The organism is Pacificoceanicola onchidii, assembly GCF_004804335.1.
Taxonomy (GTDB): Bacteria; Pseudomonadota; Alphaproteobacteria; order Rhodobacterales; family Rhodobacteraceae; genus Pacificoceanicola; species Pacificoceanicola onchidii.
This window is the reverse complement of the sequence record NZ_SRXY01000008.1, coordinates 135935-153203: the sequence shown is the minus strand read 5'-3', so window position 1 is coordinate 153203 and position 17269 is coordinate 135935. Positions and strand designations below refer to the sequence as shown.

The 17269-nt window shown below is 61.0% G+C and carries 20 protein-coding genes; 12 read left to right on the top strand and 8 right to left on the bottom strand.

All coding sequences use genetic code 11. The features are described from left to right. Positions 1–44: 44 nt before the first annotated feature. The 6 genes from pcaF to E4662_RS19555 all read left to right on the top strand — a co-directional run bounded on the left by pcaF (position 45) and on the right by E4662_RS19555 (position 4918). On the top strand, positions 45–1253 hold the full coding sequence (gene pcaF, locus E4662_RS19580; RefSeq protein WP_136443318.1) for a 3-oxoadipyl-CoA thiolase: 1209 nt from the start codon (positions 45–47) through the stop codon (positions 1251–1253). Positions 1254–1265: 12 nt separating this feature from the next. After that, the gene (gene paaA / locus E4662_RS19575; protein ID WP_136443317.1) at positions 1266–2243 is read left to right on the top strand and encodes a 1,2-phenylacetyl-CoA epoxidase subunit PaaA; all 978 of its coding nucleotides are present in this window, start codon (positions 1266–1268) and stop codon (positions 2241–2243) included. A gap of 75 nt (positions 2244–2318) precedes the next feature. Beyond that, entirely contained in the window at positions 2319–2603 is a 285-nt protein-coding gene (gene paaB / locus E4662_RS19570; RefSeq protein ID WP_136443316.1) for a 1,2-phenylacetyl-CoA epoxidase subunit PaaB, read from the top strand. Continuing rightward, the gene (paaC, locus tag E4662_RS19565) at positions 2603–3373 is read left to right on the top strand and encodes a 1,2-phenylacetyl-CoA epoxidase subunit PaaC (RefSeq protein WP_240705257.1); all 771 of its coding nucleotides are present in this window, start codon (positions 2603–2605) and stop codon (positions 3371–3373) included. Before paaB ends, paaC begins: the two co-directional genes overlap by 1 nt. 5 nt (positions 3374–3378) lie before the next feature. Then, positions 3379–3837, top strand: coding sequence for a 1,2-phenylacetyl-CoA epoxidase subunit PaaD (gene paaD, locus E4662_RS19560; protein WP_136443315.1), 459 nt, complete (start codon positions 3379–3381; stop codon positions 3835–3837). A gap of 13 nt (positions 3838–3850) precedes the next feature. Further along, positions 3851–4918 carry a 2Fe-2S iron-sulfur cluster-binding protein gene (locus E4662_RS19555; protein ID WP_136443314.1) on the top strand — a complete coding sequence of 356 codons (1068 nt, stop codon included), beginning with the start codon at positions 3851–3853 and terminating at the stop codon, positions 4916–4918. Between the two features lie 14 nt (positions 4919–4932). On the opposite strand, the gene E4662_RS19550 is transcribed toward E4662_RS19555, so the two are convergent. Genes E4662_RS19550 through paaG form a run of 4 tightly spaced genes read right to left on the bottom strand, consistent with a single transcriptional unit; the run spans position 4933 to position 8055 of the window. After that, positions 4933–5529 carry a TetR/AcrR family transcriptional regulator gene (locus tag E4662_RS19550; protein ID WP_136443313.1) on the bottom strand — a complete coding sequence of 199 codons (597 nt, stop codon included), beginning with the start codon at positions 5527–5529 and terminating at the stop codon, positions 4933–4935. Beyond that, complete coding sequence (gene paaK, locus E4662_RS19545) at positions 5529–6839, bottom strand: phenylacetate--CoA ligase PaaK (protein ID WP_136443312.1); 1311 nt, start codon at positions 6837–6839, stop codon at positions 5529–5531. The genes E4662_RS19550 and paaK overlap by 1 nt, the downstream gene beginning before the upstream one ends. Before the next feature lie 2 nt (positions 6840–6841). Continuing rightward, complete coding sequence (gene paaI, locus E4662_RS19540) at positions 6842–7273, bottom strand: hydroxyphenylacetyl-CoA thioesterase PaaI (RefSeq protein ID WP_136443311.1); 432 nt, start codon at positions 7271–7273, stop codon at positions 6842–6844. Then, positions 7270–8055, bottom strand: coding sequence for a 2-(1,2-epoxy-1,2-dihydrophenyl)acetyl-CoA isomerase PaaG (gene paaG / locus E4662_RS19535; RefSeq protein WP_136443310.1), 786 nt, complete (start codon positions 8053–8055; stop codon positions 7270–7272). The genes paaI and paaG overlap by 4 nt, the downstream gene beginning before the upstream one ends. Before the next feature lie 79 nt (positions 8056–8134). Here paaG and paaZ point away from each other — a divergent pair, with 79 nt between their 5' ends. The 6 genes from paaZ (at position 8135) to E4662_RS19505 (ending at position 14811) form a co-directional block, all read left to right on the top strand. Then, the gene (gene paaZ, locus E4662_RS19530; protein ID WP_136443309.1) at positions 8135–10150 is read left to right on the top strand and encodes a phenylacetic acid degradation bifunctional protein PaaZ; all 2016 of its coding nucleotides are present in this window, start codon (positions 8135–8137) and stop codon (positions 10148–10150) included. 30 nt (positions 10151–10180) lie between these two features. Then, positions 10181–10924, top strand: a complete 744-nt coding sequence (locus E4662_RS19525) for a PaaX family transcriptional regulator C-terminal domain-containing protein (protein WP_136443308.1) — start codon at positions 10181–10183, stop codon at positions 10922–10924. Positions 10925–10980: 56 nt separating this feature from the next. Beyond that, positions 10981–11595 (top strand): DUF4178 domain-containing protein, encoded by a 615-nt coding sequence (locus E4662_RS19520; RefSeq protein ID WP_136443307.1) that lies wholly within the window; start codon positions 10981–10983, stop codon positions 11593–11595. After that, entirely contained in the window at positions 11592–12881 is a 1290-nt protein-coding gene (locus tag E4662_RS19515; protein WP_136443306.1) for a DUF4178 domain-containing protein, read from the top strand. Before E4662_RS19520 ends, E4662_RS19515 begins: the two co-directional genes overlap by 4 nt. Positions 12882–13057: 176 nt before the next feature. Beyond that, the gene (locus E4662_RS19510) at positions 13058–13282 is read left to right on the top strand and encodes a DUF350 domain-containing protein (RefSeq protein WP_136443305.1); all 225 of its coding nucleotides are present in this window, start codon (positions 13058–13060) and stop codon (positions 13280–13282) included. Then, positions 13279–14811 carry a polyamine aminopropyltransferase gene (locus E4662_RS19505; protein WP_136443304.1) on the top strand — a complete coding sequence of 511 codons (1533 nt, stop codon included), beginning with the start codon at positions 13279–13281 and terminating at the stop codon, positions 14809–14811. Before E4662_RS19510 ends, E4662_RS19505 begins: the two co-directional genes overlap by 4 nt. A 2-nt stretch (positions 14812–14813) precedes the next feature. On the opposite strand, the gene E4662_RS19500 is transcribed toward E4662_RS19505, so the two are convergent. The 4 genes from E4662_RS19500 to flgG are packed head-to-tail and all read right to left on the bottom strand — an operon-like array spanning position 14814 to position 17263. Continuing rightward, positions 14814–15314: a flagellar basal body-associated FliL family protein gene (locus E4662_RS19500; protein WP_136443303.1), complete on the bottom strand. Its 501-nt coding sequence runs from the start codon at positions 15312–15314 to the stop codon at positions 14814–14816. A gap of 10 nt (positions 15315–15324) precedes the next feature. After that, positions 15325–16053: a flagellar basal body L-ring protein FlgH gene (flgH, locus tag E4662_RS19495; protein WP_240705256.1), complete on the bottom strand. Its 729-nt coding sequence runs from the start codon at positions 16051–16053 to the stop codon at positions 15325–15327. 8 nt (positions 16054–16061) lie between these two features. Then, a complete protein-coding gene (gene flgA / locus E4662_RS19490) occupies positions 16062–16478 on the bottom strand; it encodes a flagellar basal body P-ring formation chaperone FlgA (protein ID WP_136443301.1) in 417 nt (138 codons plus the stop codon). Further along, positions 16478–17263 carry a flagellar basal-body rod protein FlgG gene (flgG, locus tag E4662_RS19485; RefSeq protein WP_136443300.1) on the bottom strand — a complete coding sequence of 262 codons (786 nt, stop codon included), beginning with the start codon at positions 17261–17263 and terminating at the stop codon, positions 16478–16480. The genes flgA and flgG overlap by 1 nt, the downstream gene beginning before the upstream one ends. Positions 17264–17269: the final 6 nt, after the last annotated feature.

Below are 17269 nucleotides of genomic sequence, written 5' to 3'. Positions count from 1 at the left end.
GACCATACGGTCGGCGAATGCCGGCGGGAGGAGACGCGAACACAATGACATCCCAAGCATTCATATGCGATGCCACACGTACGCCCATTGGGCGGTATGGTGGCGCTTTGTCGTCCATTCGGGCGGACGATCTGGCGGCCTTGCCGATCACTGCGTTGAAGGCACGCAATCCGAATGTGGATTGGGCCTCCGTAGATGATGTGATCTACGGCAGCGCCAACCAGGCGGGTGAGGACAACCGCAACGTCGCGCGTATGGCGGCGCTTCTGGCGGGCCTGCCGGTTGATGTGCCGGGGACAACGATCAATCGCCTGTGTGCCAGTGGCATGGATGCGGTTGGTATGGCCTCGCGCGGGATCAAGGCCGGGGATTACGACATGGTGATTGCGGGCGGTGTCGAGAGCATGTCCCGCGCGCCTTTTGTCATGCCCAAGGCGACGCAGGCCTTCACCCGGGCCAATGCGGTTTATGACACCACCATCGGCTGGCGCTTCGTCAATCCGAAGATGGACCAGATGTACGGCACCCATTCCATGCCGCAGACGGCTGACAATGTGGCCGAGGACTACAACATCTCCCGCGCGGATCAGGATGCTTTTGCCGCTCGATCGCAAGCGCGTTGGGACGAAGCAAACAAGACCGGCCTTTTCACGGATGAAATCACGCCGGTTTCGGTTCCGCAGCGCAAGGGCGATCCTGTTGTCGTAGACACCGATGAGCATCCGCGTCCCGGAACTGACGCCGCCAAGCTGGGCAAACTCAAAGGTGTCAACGGTCCCGATCTGACGGTCACGGCAGGCAATGCCTCGGGGGTCAACGATGGCGCAGCGGCGATCCTTCTCGCCAATGAAACCGCCGCCAAAGCAAACAATCTAACCCCCATGGCCCGCATCGTCGGCATGGCAAGCGCCGGGGTGGAACCGCGTATCATGGGCATTGGCCCGGTTCCGGCCACGCGCAAGGTGCTGAGCCGCACAGGTCTCACCATCGACCAGATGGATGTGATAGAATTGAACGAAGCCTTTGCCGCGCAGGGGCTTGCCACGCTGCGCGCACTTGGGGTGCCCGATGATGCGCCCCACGTGAATCCCAACGGCGGGGCCATCGCGCTGGGCCATCCGCTCGGCATGTCCGGGGCACGCCTTGTGCTGACGGCGGCCTACCAATTGCAACGCACGGGCGGGCGCTACGCGCTGTGCACCATGTGCGTGGGTGTCGGACAAGGCACCGCGCTGATCCTCGAACGGGTATAAGGAGACGATCCGATGTATGCACAAATGGTCAAGTCCGAAGCCACCAATGACGATCCTGAACTGCTCGAAGCCTTTCAGGCGCGCATCGACGCAGGCGAGCGGATCGAACCCAAGGATTGGATGCCTCAGGGCTATCGCAAGACGCTGATCCGCCAGATCGGCCAACACGCCCATTCGGAAATCGTCGGCCAACTGCCCGAAGGCAACTGGATCACCCGTGCGCCTACGCTGGAGCGCAAAGCGATCCTGCTCGCCAAGGTGCAGGACGAGGCGGGCCATGGGCTCTACCTCTATTGCGCGGCTGAAACGCTCGGCGTGAGCCGCGATGAGATGACGGAAATGCTGCTCGACGGGCGCATGAAATACTCGTCCATCTTCAACTACCCCACGCTGACCTGGGCCGACATTGGCGCGGTGGGCTGGCTGGTGGATGGCGCAGCGATCATGAACCAGGTGCCGTTGCAGCGCACGTCTTTCGGCCCCTATTCCCGCGCGATGATCCGTATCTGCAAGGAGGAATCCTTCCACCAGAGGCAGGGCTACGACATCATGATGAAGATGGCGCAGGGCACCGAAGCGCAAAAACGCATGGCGCAGGATGCGCTCAACCGCTTCTGGTATCCCTCGCTGATGATGTTCGGCCCCTCGGACGCGGAAAGCGTGCACTCGGCGCAAAGCATGAAGTGGAAGATCAAGATCGACAGCAATGACGGCCTGCGCCAGAAGTTTGTCGATCAGACCGTGCCGCAGGCAAAATACCTCGGCCTGACCATTCCCGACGAGAACCTGTCCTGGAACGAGGAGAAGGGCGGCTACGATTTCTCGGAGCCGGACTGGACCGAGTTCTTCAACGTTCTCAAGGGCAACGGCCCCTGCAATGTGGAGCGCATGGATGCGCGCAACAAGGCTTGGGATGACGGCGCATGGGTGCGCGAGGGTCTTCTGGCCCACGCCGAAAAGAAAAAGGCGGCCAAGGTCGCGGCAGAGTAACAAATTCCCTGCGAGGGAATTTGCCAAGAGTTTTCGAAAACTCTTGTGCGCTCAATGATTTATGGAGGGACGTACATGTCCAGGGAATGGCCTCTTTGGGAAATCTTCATCCGTGGTCAGCACGGCATGAGCCACCGTCATGTCGGCAGTCTGCACGCGCCGGATGCGGAAACGGCGATCCGCAATGCGCGGGACGTCTACACGCGCCGGAATGAAGGCGTGTCGATCTGGGTGGTTGAGGCATCGCAGATCACTGCAAGCTCGCCCTCGGACAAGGGCCCGCTCTATGAGCCGTCCGAGTCCAAGGTGTACCGCCACCCGACCTTTTTCGACATTCCTGATGAAGTTGGGCACATGTGATGGCCGAGGTGATGGAGAAAACCGCGCTGTTTGAATTCCTCTGCCGCATGGGGGACAACACGCTGATCCTCGGGCACCGGGTGTCCGAATGGTGCGGCCATGCGCCGGTGCTCGAAGAGGACATCGCGCTGGCCAACACCGCGCTTGACCTGATTGGCCAGACCCAGCTTTGGCTGGAATACGCCGCCGAGGTCGAAGGCAAAGGGCGCTCTGCGGATGATCTGGCTTTCCTGCGCGACGTCTGGGATTTTCGCAATGTGCTGATGCTGGAACTGCCGAACGGCGATTTCGGCCAGACCCTGATGCGGCAGTTTCTGTTTGATGCTTGGCAGGTTGTGATGCTGGGGCATTTGGTGCGCTCGTCCGACACACGCGTGTCCGAGATTGCCGAGAAAGCCTCCAAGGAAGTGGCCTACCATCTGGATCGCTCGCGCGGGACGGTGATTGGCCTTGGGGACGGCACCGAGGAAAGCAATGCACGTATGCAGGCGGCGCTTGAGCGGCTCTGGCCCTACGTGGGCGAGATGTTTGCCTCGGACGAGACCGATGCCGCGATGCTGGCGGCCGGTGTCGCGCCGGATCCCGCGTCTCTGCGGGCCGAGTTCGACGCGATTGTTCTGCCGGCTTTGGCAGAGGCGACGCTGACCGTTCCGGAAGGGGATTTTGCGCACAAGGGCGGGCGCGACGGGGGGATGCACACAGAGCACCTCGGCCATATCCTGTGCACCATGCAGTGGTTGCAGCGGGCCTATCCCGGGGCGAAGTGGTAAGCGCCATGGTTGCCTCGGTTGAGCAGGTTTGGGATTGGCTGGACGCGGTGCCGGATCCGGAAATTCCGGTAATTTCTCTTGTGGATCTGGGGATCATTCGGAACGTGGCATGGGCGGGGGATACCCTGCAGGTCACGGTCACGCCGACCTATTCGGGCTGCCCAGCGACCTCCATCATCAACCTCGATATCGAGACAGCCTTGCGCGATCATGGCGTTGAAAAGATTGAGCTCAAACGTCAGCTCTCCCCGGCCTGGACCACCGATTGGCTGTCGGACAAGGGGCGCGAAAAGCTCGAAGAATACGGCATTGCGCCGCCGCAGCCCGCCGGTGGCCCGGAGCGCTGCCCGCATTGCGGAAGCACAGCCGTAGAGAAACTCAGTCAGTTCGGCTCGACCCCGTGCAAGGCGCAATGGCGCTGTACGGAGTGTCTGGAACCGTTCGACTATTTCAAATGTATCTGAAGGGAGCCACGGCATGGCGCGATTTCATCAGCTTGAAGTGACAGGCCTGCGCAAAACGATCCGCGACGCGGTGGAGGTGACGCTTCGGCCCACTGACCCCGAGGCGTTCGAATTCGTTCAGGGCCAGTATTTGACGTTCCGCAAATCCTTCGACGGCGAAGAGCTGCGGCGGTCCTATTCGATTTGCGCAGGGCTCGACGATGCGACGCTGCAGGTGGGCATCAAACGGGTCGATGGCGGTGCGTTTTCGACCTATGCCAATGAAGAGCTGAAGGTTGGTGACGTGCTCGAAGCCATGCCGCCCATGGGCACCTTCCACGCAGCTTTGGATCCGGACACGGCCCGCCATTATCTCGGGTTTGCGGGCGGGTCAGGGATCACGCCTGTTCTGTCGATCATCCGCACGGTTCTCGCGCGGGAGCCGCAGAGCGCCTTTACGTTGGTCTATGCGAACAAATCCGTCAGTTCGATCATGTTCCGGGAGGAGCTGGAAGACCTGAAAAACCGCCACATGGGCCGTTTCAACGTGATCCATGTGCTGGAGACCGACGCGCAGGACATCGACCTTTTTACCGGCCTTGTGACGGAAGAAAAATGCGCGGCTCTGTTCCGTTCCGGCTGGGTCGATATTGCCTCGGTCGATCTCGCATTCATCTGCGGTCCGGAGCCGATGATGCTGGGGATCGTCTCGGCCCTCAAGGCGCATGGTCTGGACGACAAGCAGATCAAATACGAGCTGTTTGCGAGCGGCCAGCAAGGCCGCGCCAAGCGCAAAGCGGCAAGCAAGGACAGCGCCAAGACAGGCACGGTCAAAGCCCGCGTCACCCTCGATGGCGCCACGCAGAGCCTTGAGATGGACCGCGATACATCGATCCTCGAAGCGGCGCTCGAAAACAGCCTCGATGCGCCTTACGCCTGTAAGGCCGGGGTCTGTTCGACCTGCAAGTGCCGGGTGGTCGAAGGCGAGGTCGAGATGCTGGTGAACAACGCGCTCGAAGACTACGAGGTGGAAAAGGGCTACGTGCTGTCCTGCCAGAGCTACCCGCTCACGGACCGCGTAGTGGTCGATTACGATCAGTAGGGGGCGCAGGCCCCTTACATCTCGTTCAGCCCTTTCAGGGTCAGATCACAGACAAGCGTGGCGTACTCTTCCCGCTCCTGCTGGTTCGCCTTTGCGTTCCACATGTGGAACCAGTTCAGCATGCCAAAGACCGACATGGTCACGCCGCGCAGGCGGTTCAGATCGTCCGACAGGCTTTCCGGCCCGGCATAGGCGATGATCTGGGACATGAACCCAACCAGCGAGCGCTGGTAATTGCGCAGATGTTCCTGCTGGTCCTTCGGCAGGGACTCCAGCGCGTTCATCTGCACCTTGTGCTGGTCGTCCTGACCTTCGTAGGCGAGCAGAATCTCACGCACCACATGACGAAACTGCGCCTCTGAGCTCATCCCGCGCAAATCGAGGATCAGGATCCGATTGCGCAGGTTAAACAAATAGAGATCCAGCAGATCAAACAGGATCGCGTCCTTGCTGTCGTAGTAGTGGTAGAGGTTGGCCTTTGACATGCCGCACTCCTGCGCGAGCAGGGTCATCGACGCCTTGTGATAGCCAAGGGTCGCAAAGATCTTGGCGGCGCACGTCATGATGTGTCCGCGTTTCTCTTCGTGATCCTTGGCGATGGTCCGGGCCATCAGCCCTCCCCGCGATTGTCGACGACACGCCGCGCCTTGCCCTGAGAGCGTTCGACGCTGCCCGGGTCCCCTACAACGATCTCGGTCGAGACACCAACGATATCCTTGATCCGCTTGGCCAGCATTCGCGCCGCGGCATTGCGCGAGGCCTCATCCGCGGCCGAAGCCTCCGCCTCCACCATGACCCGCATCGCGTCCATGCGGCCCGACTTGAACAGTTCGATCTGGTAGTGCGCCGCAAGGCCGCCCGTTGCCATGACCTGCTCTTCGATCTGGGACGGGAAGACATTCACGCCGCGCAGGATCATCATGTCATCGCTACGCCCTGTGATCTTGGCCATGCGCCGCATGCTCCGCGCCGTGCCGGGCAGAAGCTGCGTCAGATCGCGGGTGCGATAACGCACCATGGGCAGGCCTTCCTTGGTCAGCGTGGTGAACACCAACTCGCCCATTTCGCCATCGGGCAACACCTCGCCGGTCACGGGATCAATGATTTCCGGATAGAAATGGTCCTCCCAGATAACCGGCCCGTCCTTGGTCTCAACGCATTCATTTGCCACACCCGGCCCCATGATTTCGGACAGACCGTAGATGTCGACCGCGTGCATATCAAATGCCGCTTCGACCTCCGAGCGCATGGAATCGGTCCAGGGTTCGGCCCCGAAAATCCCCACCTGAAGCGAGGTCTCGCGTGGATCAATCCCCGCCTTGTGGCAGGCTTCAAGGATGTTGAGCATATAGGATGGCGTGACCATGATGGTGGTCGGCTGGAAGTCCTGAATGAGCGTGACCTGCCGCTCCGTCATCCCGCCGGAAATGGGCACAACCGTACAGCCAAGCCGCTCCGCGCCGTAATGCGCGCCCAAACCGCCGGTGAACAGACCATAGCCATAGGCAATATGGACAACGTCGCCGGGGCGCGTGCCGCTGGCGCGCATGGAGCGAGCGACCAGATCGGCCCAGTTGCTCAGATCATTGGCCGTATAGCCAACCACTGTGGGCTTGCCGGTGGTGCCGGAGGAGGCATGCACGCGGGCGATCTGTTCGCGCGGGACGGCAAACAGACCAAAAGGATAGTTGTCCCGCAGGTCCGATTTGTAGGTGAAGGGGAACTTCGACAGATCAGATAAGCTTTGAAGATCGTCCGGGTGCACGCCTGCTTCGTCAAACCGCTGACGGTACATCGGCACGTTGTCATAGGCGTGTTTGAGCGACCATTTCAGGCGGTCGAGTTGCAGGGCACCGATCTCATCGCGCGAGGCGATTTCAATCGGGTCGAGCGTTTTGCGATCTGGGGTCAGGTCGATCATGGTTATTCCTCCTCCGAGAATAGCTGGCCCTGAATGGTGCGCGAGGCACCCCGGAACTCGGCGATTGTCTCGCCATTTTGATTGGTGACGGTCACATCATAAAGCCCGCTGCGTCCGCGCAGGGACACCTCGCGCGCGGTGGCCGTGAGCGTGTCTCCCAGCTTGCCCGGAGCGATGAAGCTGATGGTGTTGTGCTGAGCGACGGTTACGGCGTTGCGGCTGTTGCAGGCAAAGGCAAAGGCGCTGTCGGCCAGCGTAAAGATAAAGCCGCCGTGACAAATGGCGTGACCATTGCAATGATGCGCCTGCACAACCAGCGTCAGCGTGGCGGTGCCCTCATTTACGTCAGCGATTTCCATGCCCAGCCACTGGCTGGCCTTGTCATTGGCCCACATGGCCTCGGCGGAGCGTTTGGCGCGGATGTGCGGGGTCATTTGCCTTTGAACTCCGGGCTGCGTTTCTCAAGGAAGGCGCTGACGCCTTCGGCATAGTCGGCGCTCTCGCCGCACCGCTTCATGAAATCCGCCTCCAGTTCGAGGTGATCATGCAGCGTGTCCGTCGCGGCGGTCTGTATGGCCTGTTTTGTCAGAGCGTAGCCGAGCGTTGGCCCGTTCGCGAATTTTTCGGCCATGGCGCGGGCTTCCGTCATCAGATCTTCGTCTGGCAGGGCTTTCCAGATCAGGCCCCAGTCTTCGGCTTTTTGCGCGGGAAGTGGCTCGGCTGTCAGGGCAAGCCCCTTGGCGCGCGCTTCTCCCAGCAGTCTGGGCAGATGCCACGAGCCGCCGGTATCCGGGATCAGTCCGACTTTGGAGAAGGATTGGATGAACTTGGCGCTCTGTGCGGCAAGGACAATATCACAGGCCAGCGCAAGGTTTGCCCCGGCCCCGGCGGCGACACCATTTACGGCGCAGATGACGGGGGCCTCTATGGAGCGGATCAAACGCACGAGCGGCGCATAGAAAGTCCGCACGGTTTTCGACAGGTCCGGTGGGCCGTCCATTTTCGACGGATCCCGGTCTCCAAGGTCCTGCCCGGCACAGAATCCCCGTCCCGCGCCGGTCAAAAGGATGCATCGTGCGCCCCGGTCCCGCGCTTCCTCCAGCGCCGCCCGCAACTCCCGATGCATCACATCGTTGAAACTATTCAATCGTTCCGGGCGGTTAAGCGTAACCTCAACCCATTCCCCCCGGTCCTCCACCAAAACAAATCCGTTCATCCAACGCTCCTCCTGTTGCTTGAGCTTGCATAAACCGAACGCTCGGTCAATAATTTAGAAAGGTTTTGGAGGAACGGCTTTGGATATTCGGGACGTTGGGAGTTTTGTGGCGGGGCGTTGGGTTTCGCCGGGGGCGCGGGCGCGGGAGGTTGCGTGTGCTTATGACGGGACGCTGATTGCGCGGGCCGGGGACGGGGACTGGGATGTGGCGGAAGCGCTGGACTACGCACGCTCCACCGGCGGGCCCGCGCTGCGCGCGCTGACGTTCCACGATCGGGCGCGGATGCTCAAGGCGCTTGCCCTCACGTTGCAGGAGCACAAAGACGCGCTCTATGAGATCAGCTACCTGACCGGCGCGACGAAAAAGGATCACGCCTTCGACATCGACGGCGGCATTGGCACGATGTTCGTGTTCGCTTCCAAGGGACGCCGGGAGATGCCGGACCACCAAGTATACCTCGACGGCGGAACAGAGCAGCTTGGCCGCACTGGCAGCTTCCTTGGCCAACACATCTGCACCCCTCTTCTGGGCGTCGCGGTTCACATCAACGCGTTCAACTTTCCGCTTTGGGGCATGTTGGAAAAGCTCGCGCCGACGCTGCTGGCCGGGGTGCCAGCCATCGTCAAACCGGCAACGGATACCTGTTATGTGACCGAACTGGCCGTCAGGATCATGCTGGAAAGCGGTATCCTGCCAGACGGCGCGCTGCAGTTCGTGGCCGGTGGGGTCGGGGATATGCTCGATCATCTTACCTGCCAGGATGTGGTGGGCTTCACCGGATCCGCGGCCACAGCCGGACGCCTGCGGTCCAACCCGAACATCCTGAGTCAGGGTGTACGGTTCGTGGCGGAGCAGGACAGCCTGAACGCCTCTATCCTTGGTCCTGATGCGGAGCCGGGTACGCCGGAGTTTGATCTCTTTGTCAAAGAGGTATCCCGCGAAATGACCGTCAAGGCGGGCCAGAAATGCACGGCCATCCGCCGCATCCTCGTGCCGGAAACCCAGTTGGACGCGGTGGAGGCGGCCCTATCTGCACAGCTGGCGAAAATCACGATTGGTAACCCGCGCGAAGAAAACACGCGTATGGGCTCTCTGGTCAGCGCGGGTCAGCGCGCGGATGTGCTTGAAAAGATTGAAATGCTGCGCAGCGAGGCGGAGTTGATTTGCGGCGATCCGGAGGCTTTTGCAGAGGAAAAAGGCGCCTTCCTGACGCCAACATTGCTGCGGTGCAACGATCCTGACGCTGCGCAGCGTGTGCATGATACCGAAGCTTTCGGGCCGGTGAGCACGGTCCTGCCGTACCGCGATTTGGATCACGCCATCGCGCTTGCCAATCGTGGCGGCGGCTCGCTTGTAACCTCGGTGATCACCCATGATGCGGAGGTTGCGCAGCGGGCGGTGATGGGCGTCGCGGCCTGGAACGGGCGGGTTTACCTGAACGATCGCGACAGCATGAAGGAAAGCACAGGCCACGGCGCACCGATGCCGCATATGATCCATGGCGGGCCGGGCCGTGCGGGTGGTGGTGAGGAGCTTGGCGGCGTGCGCGCGGTCAAGCACTACATGCAACGCACCGCGGTGCAGGGCTCGCCCCGTATGCTGAGCGCATTGGGTGGGCGATGGGTTCCCGGCGCGCCGGAAACGAGCGGCGGTGCACATCCGTTTACCCGCCGGTTCACCGAACTGACGCCGGGCGAGACCATCGTAACCGCGCCGCGCACCGTTACCCTGGAAGACATCGAGCACTTTGCGGCGTTCACCGGCGATACGTTCTATGCCCACATGGACGATGCCGCCGCCACACGAAACCCGTTTTTCCCGGGCCGTGTGGCGCATGGCTATCTGCTGCTCAGCTTTGCCGCGGGTTTGTTTGTGGAGCCGAACGAAGGGCCGGTTCTGGCCAACACCGGCCTCGACAATCTGCGTTTCATGAAGCCGGTCGCGGCGGGGGAATCGATCCACGTGCGTTTGACGGTGAAGGCGAAGACGCCGCGCAACGAAGAGTATGGCGAGGTGCGCTGGCACGTGCGTATTCTCGACAGCGCGGAAGACATGGTTGCCGAGTATGAGCTTCTGACGATGAACGCCACTTGAGGCTCTGACAGCGGCGGCATAGGGTGCGGTATGCCTCAGCCTATGCCGCAGATTGCTGAAGAGATTGCCCTTTTTGAAGGTCTGGGCCCGCTTCGGACGTGGTCTGTGATTGTGACGATCATGGGCGACACACTGCGCGGCGCGGGGCAGGGGATCGGCGGAAAGGAACTGGCGGCGCGGGTTGGGGCCATTGGCATCACCGATCAGGCGCTTCGGGTTGCGGTGCACCGGCTCAAGAAGGATGGCTGGATCGAAAGCCGCCGGGACGGGCGAAGTTCCGTGCATTTTCTGACCGCCTCAGCGCGCCGGGAAACGGAAGCTGTGCGTCCGCTGATCTACTCTGTGCAACCGCCCGAGATCGGCCCTGTGTCTCTGGTTGTATCGCCCCCGGATTTGGCAGCACCGCTGGCGCAAAGCCTGCCGCCGGGCCGGTCCGTTCAGCTGACCAGCCGAAGCGGGCTTATTTCCGGGGCGGTGCCAGAGGGGGCGTATTTGACGACGCCGCTTGCCGGGACGTTGCCCGATTGGGTGTGCCAAAGCATCGCGTCCACGGCGCATCGCGCGGCCTGCAAGGCGCTGACGCAAGCGACCCTTGAAGGCATGGAGCGCTGCCCGGATGATCCCGAAAAGCGCGCGGCGTTGCGGCTTTTGATCCTGCATCACTGGCGGCGTCTTGTGCTGCGGCAGTCGCCGCTCGCGGACGCCTTGCTTGGCGAAGACTGGGAGGGGGCGGTGACGCGGCGCACGGTCCACGCGGCATTGGACTCCCTGTGAAGATTACCTGCAATTTCCCGTTGCAATTGCATCCGGTATAAGAGCATTTTCGCGGCATGTCCGATTTGACTTGTCCCAATTGCGGCGATGCGGTTCCGGAGCAGATTTCTTATGTGACCATGGTCACCTGCCCGTCCTGCAGCACCACGCTTTACCTTGATGGCGCGCAACTGCGTAACGCCGGTCAGTCCGGAGAGATGCATGACGGGCCTTCGCTTTTCGGTATCGGCGACACCGTGCATTTCGGTGGCAACTCCGTGCAGATCATGGGCCATGCGCGCTATTCTTATGGGCGCGGCTGGTGGGATGAATTCTGGGGCCTCGACGAAGACCAGCGCGGCGTCTGGGTTTCGGTCGATGAAGGCGATGTTGTCCTGCAGTACCCGATCCGCCAGGAGATGTGGCCGGATATTCCCGCCGGAGCCGGTGTTGGCATGGCCTGGGAGCATCGCGACGAGACCTGGCGTGTGGCCGAAGCCGACAAGGCGGAGTGCGTCGCCCTGCGCGGCTCTTTCGGCGAGCAGTTGACAGTGGGGGAGACCTATCGCTTTTTGAACCTGCAATCGGAGAACGGCGCGCTGATGTCCGGCGAGTTCTGGCAGGGCGGAAAATCCTGGTACCTGGGCTTCTGGCACGACCCGTTTGATATCCGCGTGGAGGCGCTGCCATGACCCGCGCGGCGACGCTTGAGGCGATCAACTGCACAGCCTGTGGCGCGGGGCTCGACATTCTCGGCGGCGGGCGGGTGACAACGCATGTCTGCGGCTATTGCGGGACGGAGCTTGACGCGCTGCACGGCTATCGCGCGCTGCGGCAATTCTCTGACATGCCGCGCCCAAACACCCCGTTCACGCTTGGCATGAAAGGCGTGATCAAGGGGATCGAGTGGACGATCATCGGCACGCTTGGCCACCGCGAGGATTACGGCGGCAAGACCTGGGAATGGGTCGAACATCAGCTTTTCTCCGAAACCCATGGCTATGCCTGGCTGACCGTCGAGGATGGTCATCTGGTCTATTCGCGGCGTCTGCGCGGCACGCCGCAGGGGCTCTGGATGAGCGAATACTGGGTCGAAAACGCTGAAAGTGCGCCGACGGCCAGTTACAACGGTGAAAGCTACAAATACCTGCAAACCACGAAGAGCCGCCTGACCTTTGTGGAAGGCGAGTTCACCTGGTCTCCGACCGTGGGCGACGTGACAACCACCATTTCTGCGATGTGCCTTTCGGGGATGCTGGATTTCTCCGAGACCGGGACGGAGCGGGAGATCTACAAGTCCGAGTATCTGCCACAGGCGGAGGTCAAAAAGAGTTTTGGCCTCAAATCCGGTGATCTCAAGGCGCATGGGGTACACGCGCTGCAGCCCTACAAGGCGGGGGAAAACACGGGGTTCGTTGCCTTTGTCTCCGGTGTTGCGGCGGCCTGCTGCCTCATTATTGCGATCACCTTCATCTCTCTGCCCGGATACCAGGTGCTTGCCCCGACTGAAATAGGGTTGCGGGCGTTGCCGCGCGATGTGACCTTTGATCTGCGGGATACGGACAAGCTCGCTACGATCAAGATCAGCGCCAACGTCTCCAACGCCTGGTCCTACTTCGAAATGGAGTTGACCGATCCCGAAGATGTGCCGGTGTTCGAAGCGGGCCGTACCGTCGAGTATTACTATGGCCGGCAGGATGGTGAGTCCTGGAGTGAGGGCAATCGCTCGTCCAGCCTGACGTTCCGCCCGCCTGCGCCGGGGACTTACACGCTGACCATAGACCAGCCCGAAGCCGGGATCTGGGGCAATGGCAGAAACGCAACCGCCGTCACGGTGTCCGCCCGCGAGGGGCAATCCTCCGGTATGTGGCTGCTGCTATTGGCGTTCGGGTTCGGCATTCTGTCCGCCGTGACCTATGGCAAGAAATTCATGCACCGCGCGCGCCGGTGGAGCCACAGCGATTGGAGTGATGACTGATGAACCTCTTTCGAATGGCTTTTGTCACCTTCACAACGCTCGCCGTCGCAGGCACGAGCTATGTCTCATACTACGGCGCCGGCGGGGAAAGTTCGGACTTGGATCAATCCGTCAGGCGAGGCTCGGGCGGTAACGTCATCGGCGTCGTCGGCAGGGTAAAATAACAGGGGGATCTTATGGATCTGTTTTCCGCAATTCAGCTGGCGGAGGTCGTCAGCACCATCTTTTTCACGGTCTTGGGCGTTGTTCTGATGGCCTTCTGCTGGTGGATCATCAACATCATGACGCCGTTTTCGGTGATCAAGGAAATTGAAGAAGACCAGAACACGTCGCTCGCCATCCTGATTGGCTCAGTCTTCGTCGCGCTTTCGATCATTATCGCGGCCGTGATCCTGTCGTGACACACGCGCGTCTGCGCGAGACATGGCTGCTCGCCGCGACTTTCCTGATTGCAGTCGCGGGGCTGATCTATGAACTGATCGCGGCGACAGTTTCGAGCTACCTACTTGGCGACAGCGTGCGCCAATTCAGCATCGTCATTGGTGTTTTCCTGTTTTCGATGGGCATCGGCGCATGGGCATCGAGGTTCGTGGGAGAGGCCATGCGCGGGTTTTCTTGGGCGCAGATCAGCCTCGGGATCATCGGCGGGTTCATGGCGCCGGCGCTGTTCTTTTCCTACGCATGGCTTGGCGATGTGGCGGTGCCGCTCTATGGAATGCTGGTTGCCGTGGGCGTGCTTTCCGGCATGGAAATTCCCTTGATCGCAAGGGTTTTGAAGAGCATTGGCGCACCGGATTTCCGGTTCGAAAACGTGCTGACGGTGGACTATGTCGGCGCGCTTGTCGCCTCTCTGGCGTTTCCCCTTCTGGTGATCCCGCACCTTGGTCTGATGTCGGCGAGCCTTGTCTTCGGCGCGTTGAATCTTGTTGTCGCGGGGCTGTCGCTGTTTCTGTTTCGAGATGTGGCCACGCGGTTGCAATGGGTGGTCTGGGCTGTCGCCCTTCTGGCTACGCTGACGGCGCTTCTCCAGAGTGAGCGCATGGTATCCGTCACCGAAGCGCAACTCTTCGAAGATGATGTGGTCCTGTCGGAGGCTACGCCGTACCAGCAGATCACGGTCACCCGGTTTCGGGATCGTGTTCGGCTGTTCCTCGATTATTCCATCCAATTCGACACAAAGGACGAGCACCGTTACCACGAAATGCTGGTGCATCCCGCCATGGGCCTTGCACCACGTGTTGCGTCTGTTCTGATCCTTGGCGGCGGCGACGGAATGGCGGTTCGCGAGGTACTGAAACATGACGGGGTTGATCGGGTCACCCTCGTGGATCTGGACCCGCGCGTAACCGAACTGTTTCGCGATCAGGCGGATCTTGCCGCGTTGAACTCCGGTGCGTTGCGTGATCCGCGCGTGCGCATCATCAACCAGGATGCTTGGCGGTTTATTGAAGAGTCAGAGGAGACATTCGATGTTATCCTTCTCGACTTGCCCGATCCAAAGAACATCGCTTTGTCCAAGCTCTATTCTCGGGAATTCTATGGGCTGCTTGTTCAGCGGCTTTCAGCGACCGGCCTTATGGTCACGCAGGCGGGCTCACCGCTGTTTGCGCGCAACGCGTACTGGTCTGTCGCTCAAACAATCGAGGCGACCGGGAACCCCTATGCTCCCGGCGGGGGGCTTTCGATCACACCTTACCACGTGCATGTGCCGAGTTTTGGCGAATGGGGATTCGTCATGGCCGGTTTTTCGCCATTGGCAGCGCGTATGCCTGACCTGCCTGACGGGCTTTTGTACCTGAGTTCCGAAACGTGGCGCAGCGCGCAGGTTTTTGGCCGGGATACGGGGCAGGTGGATGTCGAGATCAACAACATCCAGAGCCACGCCTTGGTAACCTACTATCTCGAAGGCTGGGACGCGTGGTTCCAGTGATCTCAGGAATCCTGGCGTGCGATTTCTGTGATCAGGACATCGCTCACAGCATCGCCTAGCACCGGGCGGGCGGCTTCGAGCAGGGCACCGCGCAAGTCTTCCATGCGGCCGCCGTTGGTGAAGTTACCCTTGAATCCGCCGATGTTGGCGTGATCGAATAAAACCTGAAGGAATACATCGCGCAGCTTCGGTTCTCGGGTATAGACGATTTCAGTCGACCCCGTGGTAACCTCGACACTCAAGGCGGCTACCACAAGGGCGCTGACCCGGTCTTCGGACATGATTGGGATGACAAACTGGTTGTTCAGTTTGACATACTCCCGCGTCTCCGGTTCGTGCTCTTCTTCGGGCGGCTTTTCTGCCTTGGCATATTCTTCGGGGGTGATGCATTCGACCATCTCACCCTCGGCATGTTCTTCCGGGGCAGGCATCAGGAAAAACCCCGCGCCAACGCCTGCACCTGTGCCGATCAGGGCCAGAAGGATGGGTAGAAGTTTGCGCATGGTAACCTCCTTAGAACGGCAGGATCACATCCAGCACCTGCTGGCCGATCCGGGGTTGTTGCACGTCCGTGATATGCCCGCGGCCGCCGTAGGAAATCCGCGCGGATGCGATTTTGTCATAGGTGATTTCATTCTTGCGAGAGATGTCTTCGGGGCGGACATAGCCCGTGACCAGAAGTTCACGCAGCTCGAAGTTCACGCGCACCTCCTGACTGCCTTCGATGGACAAAACCCCGTTGGGGAGCACATCTGTGATCGTGGCGGCAACGCGCAGGGTCAATTGCTCGCTGCGCTTGACGGAACCATCGCCGCTGGAACTGCTCGCACTGTCGAGCGATACCGCGCTGTCCAGACTGGCCCCATCGGTGATGTTCTGGTTGATACGCTCCGGAACGCCGAAGAAATCGGGAATGCCGAGGGATTCAGAGCCGGACCGGGACCGCGACGTGCTGTTCTTGATCGAGGCCTGTTCCTGAATGTCGATGACCACAGTCAGAATATCCCCGCGCTTGATCGCGCGGCGATCCCCGAGGAGAGACCCTTGCCGGCTGCTCCAGAGTGAGGCGCGTTCCGTCGCGCGGCGCGGCGGAGGCGCTTCGGGAAGTCCCTCTGCAATCATCGCCACACGTTCCGGGCTTTGGGTCTGGGGCGTGAACTTCGGCTCCTGGCCGATGTGCTTGATGCGCCCGCAGGCGGCGGCCAGGACAATCAGGCCGATAAGGCACAGGTTCTTCAGCATAGTCTTCCTCATTTCGAGACGATAATCGTGCCGTTCGGGGCGATTTCTCCGAACAGCACAGTGCGGGAGCCGGTGTTCATGACGCGGATGCGTTCTCCGACCCCGCCGCGCCCGAGAGCACGGCCTTCGGCAGCGATCCGAAGCCCGCCGTGAATGTAAATCAGTTCGACCACCTGATTGCGGTCTACGACGGCCGGTTCTCCGATTGAGCCCTGCATCACCGCGCGCCCGGGATAGAGCGCAAAGCGCGCCTCCTGACCGATCACCGCGTCCAGGCGTTTGAAGGCGCCGGAAATCTCTGCCTGATCGAGCCGAACGTCTCCGGGCATGATGACCTGCTGTGGCCGGATCGTGCGGGTTGCGACCACCGATTCCGCATAAGCCGTGCCTGCCAGAAGCGAGACGAGGAGAGCCAGCCGGAGCATCACCGGACCTGGCTCGTAGCGGCAAGCATCTGGTCGGCAGCGGAGATCACTTTGGAGTTGAGCTCGTAGCCGCGCTGGGCTTCGATCAGGTTGGTGATCTCGCGGACCGGATCCACGGAACTTTCCTCAAGAAATCCCTGACGCAACGTCCCTAGCCCGTCCTGCCCGGGCGTTGACTGCAGCGCCGCACCGGAGGCTTCTGTCTCCAGAAAGAGATTGTCGCCAATGGCTTGCAGACCCTTTGCGTTGGTAAACCCAACCAGGTTGAACTGACCAAGAAGCTGCGCTTCTGCGGTTTCCTGGAAATACGCGTAGACTTCGCCGTCCGGGTTGATGGAGATGCTCACCGCATCGTCGGGGATGGTGACTTCCGGAGCGACGGCAAAGCCCTCCGAGGTTACAATCAACCCTTCGCCTGTGCGTTTGAGCGCACCATCCCTAGTGTAGGCTGGCTGCCCGGACGGCAGCGTGACTTCAAGGTAACCGGACCCCTCAATCGCAACGTCCAGGTCGCCGCCGGATGCGGCGAGAGCGCCTTGGGACAGCATCACGGAGACGCTCGAAGGCCGAACCCCGAGACCGAGCTGAACACCCGTCGGGAGAACCGTCCCATCCGAGGCGTTGATCGTGCCGGGGCGTGTCGCCTGCTGGTAATGCAGGTCGGCGAACTCGGCGCGGCGCGTGTTATATCCAGTTGTACTCATGTTGGAGAGGTTGTTGGAAATCACCTCTACCCGGGTCTGTTGTGCGGCCATACCGGTGGCTGCAATCTGCAAAGCACGCATATTGGT

What these genes read in the sequence shown, in the direction of transcription:
- paaB (WP_136443316.1), top strand. Translation starts at nt 2,319, where the DNA reads ATGTCCAGGGAATGGCCTCTTTGGGAAATCTTCATCCGTGGTCAGCAC.
- E4662_RS19510 (WP_136443305.1), top strand. Translation starts at nt 13,058, where the DNA reads ATGGATCTGTTTTCCGCAATTCAGCTGGCGGAGGTCGTCAGCACCATC.
- flgG (WP_136443300.1), bottom strand. Translation starts at nt 17,263, where the DNA reads ATGCGTGCTTTGCAGATTGCAGCCACCGGTATGGCCGCACAACAGACC.
- paaI (WP_136443311.1), bottom strand. Translation starts at nt 7,273, where the DNA reads ATGACCCCGCACATCCGCGCCAAACGCTCCGCCGAGGCCATGTGGGCC.
- E4662_RS19520 (WP_136443307.1), top strand. Translation starts at nt 10,981, where the DNA reads ATGTCCGATTTGACTTGTCCCAATTGCGGCGATGCGGTTCCGGAGCAG.
- paaK (WP_136443312.1), bottom strand. Translation starts at nt 6,839, where the DNA reads ATGATCGACCTGACCCCAGATCGCAAAACGCTCGACCCGATTGAAATC.
- flgA (WP_136443301.1), bottom strand. Translation starts at nt 16,478, where the DNA reads ATGCTCCGGCTGGCTCTCCTCGTCTCGCTTCTGGCAGGCACGGCTTAT.
- flgH (WP_240705256.1), bottom strand. Translation starts at nt 16,053, where the DNA reads ATGCTGAAGAACCTGTGCCTTATCGGCCTGATTGTCCTGGCCGCCGCC.
- paaA (WP_136443317.1), top strand. Translation starts at nt 1,266, where the DNA reads ATGTATGCACAAATGGTCAAGTCCGAAGCCACCAATGACGATCCTGAA.
- E4662_RS19515 (WP_136443306.1), top strand. Translation starts at nt 11,592, where the DNA reads ATGACCCGCGCGGCGACGCTTGAGGCGATCAACTGCACAGCCTGTGGC.
- pcaF (WP_136443318.1), top strand. Translation starts at nt 45, where the DNA reads ATGACATCCCAAGCATTCATATGCGATGCCACACGTACGCCCATTGGG.
- E4662_RS19525 (WP_136443308.1), top strand. Translation starts at nt 10,181, where the DNA reads ATGCCTCAGCCTATGCCGCAGATTGCTGAAGAGATTGCCCTTTTTGAA.
- E4662_RS19555 (WP_136443314.1), top strand. Translation starts at nt 3,851, where the DNA reads ATGGCGCGATTTCATCAGCTTGAAGTGACAGGCCTGCGCAAAACGATC.
- E4662_RS19500 (WP_136443303.1), bottom strand. Translation starts at nt 15,314, where the DNA reads ATGCGCAAACTTCTACCCATCCTTCTGGCCCTGATCGGCACAGGTGCA.
- paaD (WP_136443315.1), top strand. Translation starts at nt 3,379, where the DNA reads ATGGTTGCCTCGGTTGAGCAGGTTTGGGATTGGCTGGACGCGGTGCCG.
- paaC (WP_240705257.1), top strand. Translation starts at nt 2,603, where the DNA reads ATGGCCGAGGTGATGGAGAAAACCGCGCTGTTTGAATTCCTCTGCCGC.
- E4662_RS19550 (WP_136443313.1), bottom strand. Translation starts at nt 5,529, where the DNA reads ATGGCCCGGACCATCGCCAAGGATCACGAAGAGAAACGCGGACACATC.
- paaG (WP_136443310.1), bottom strand. Translation starts at nt 8,055, where the DNA reads ATGAACGGATTTGTTTTGGTGGAGGACCGGGGGGAATGGGTTGAGGTT.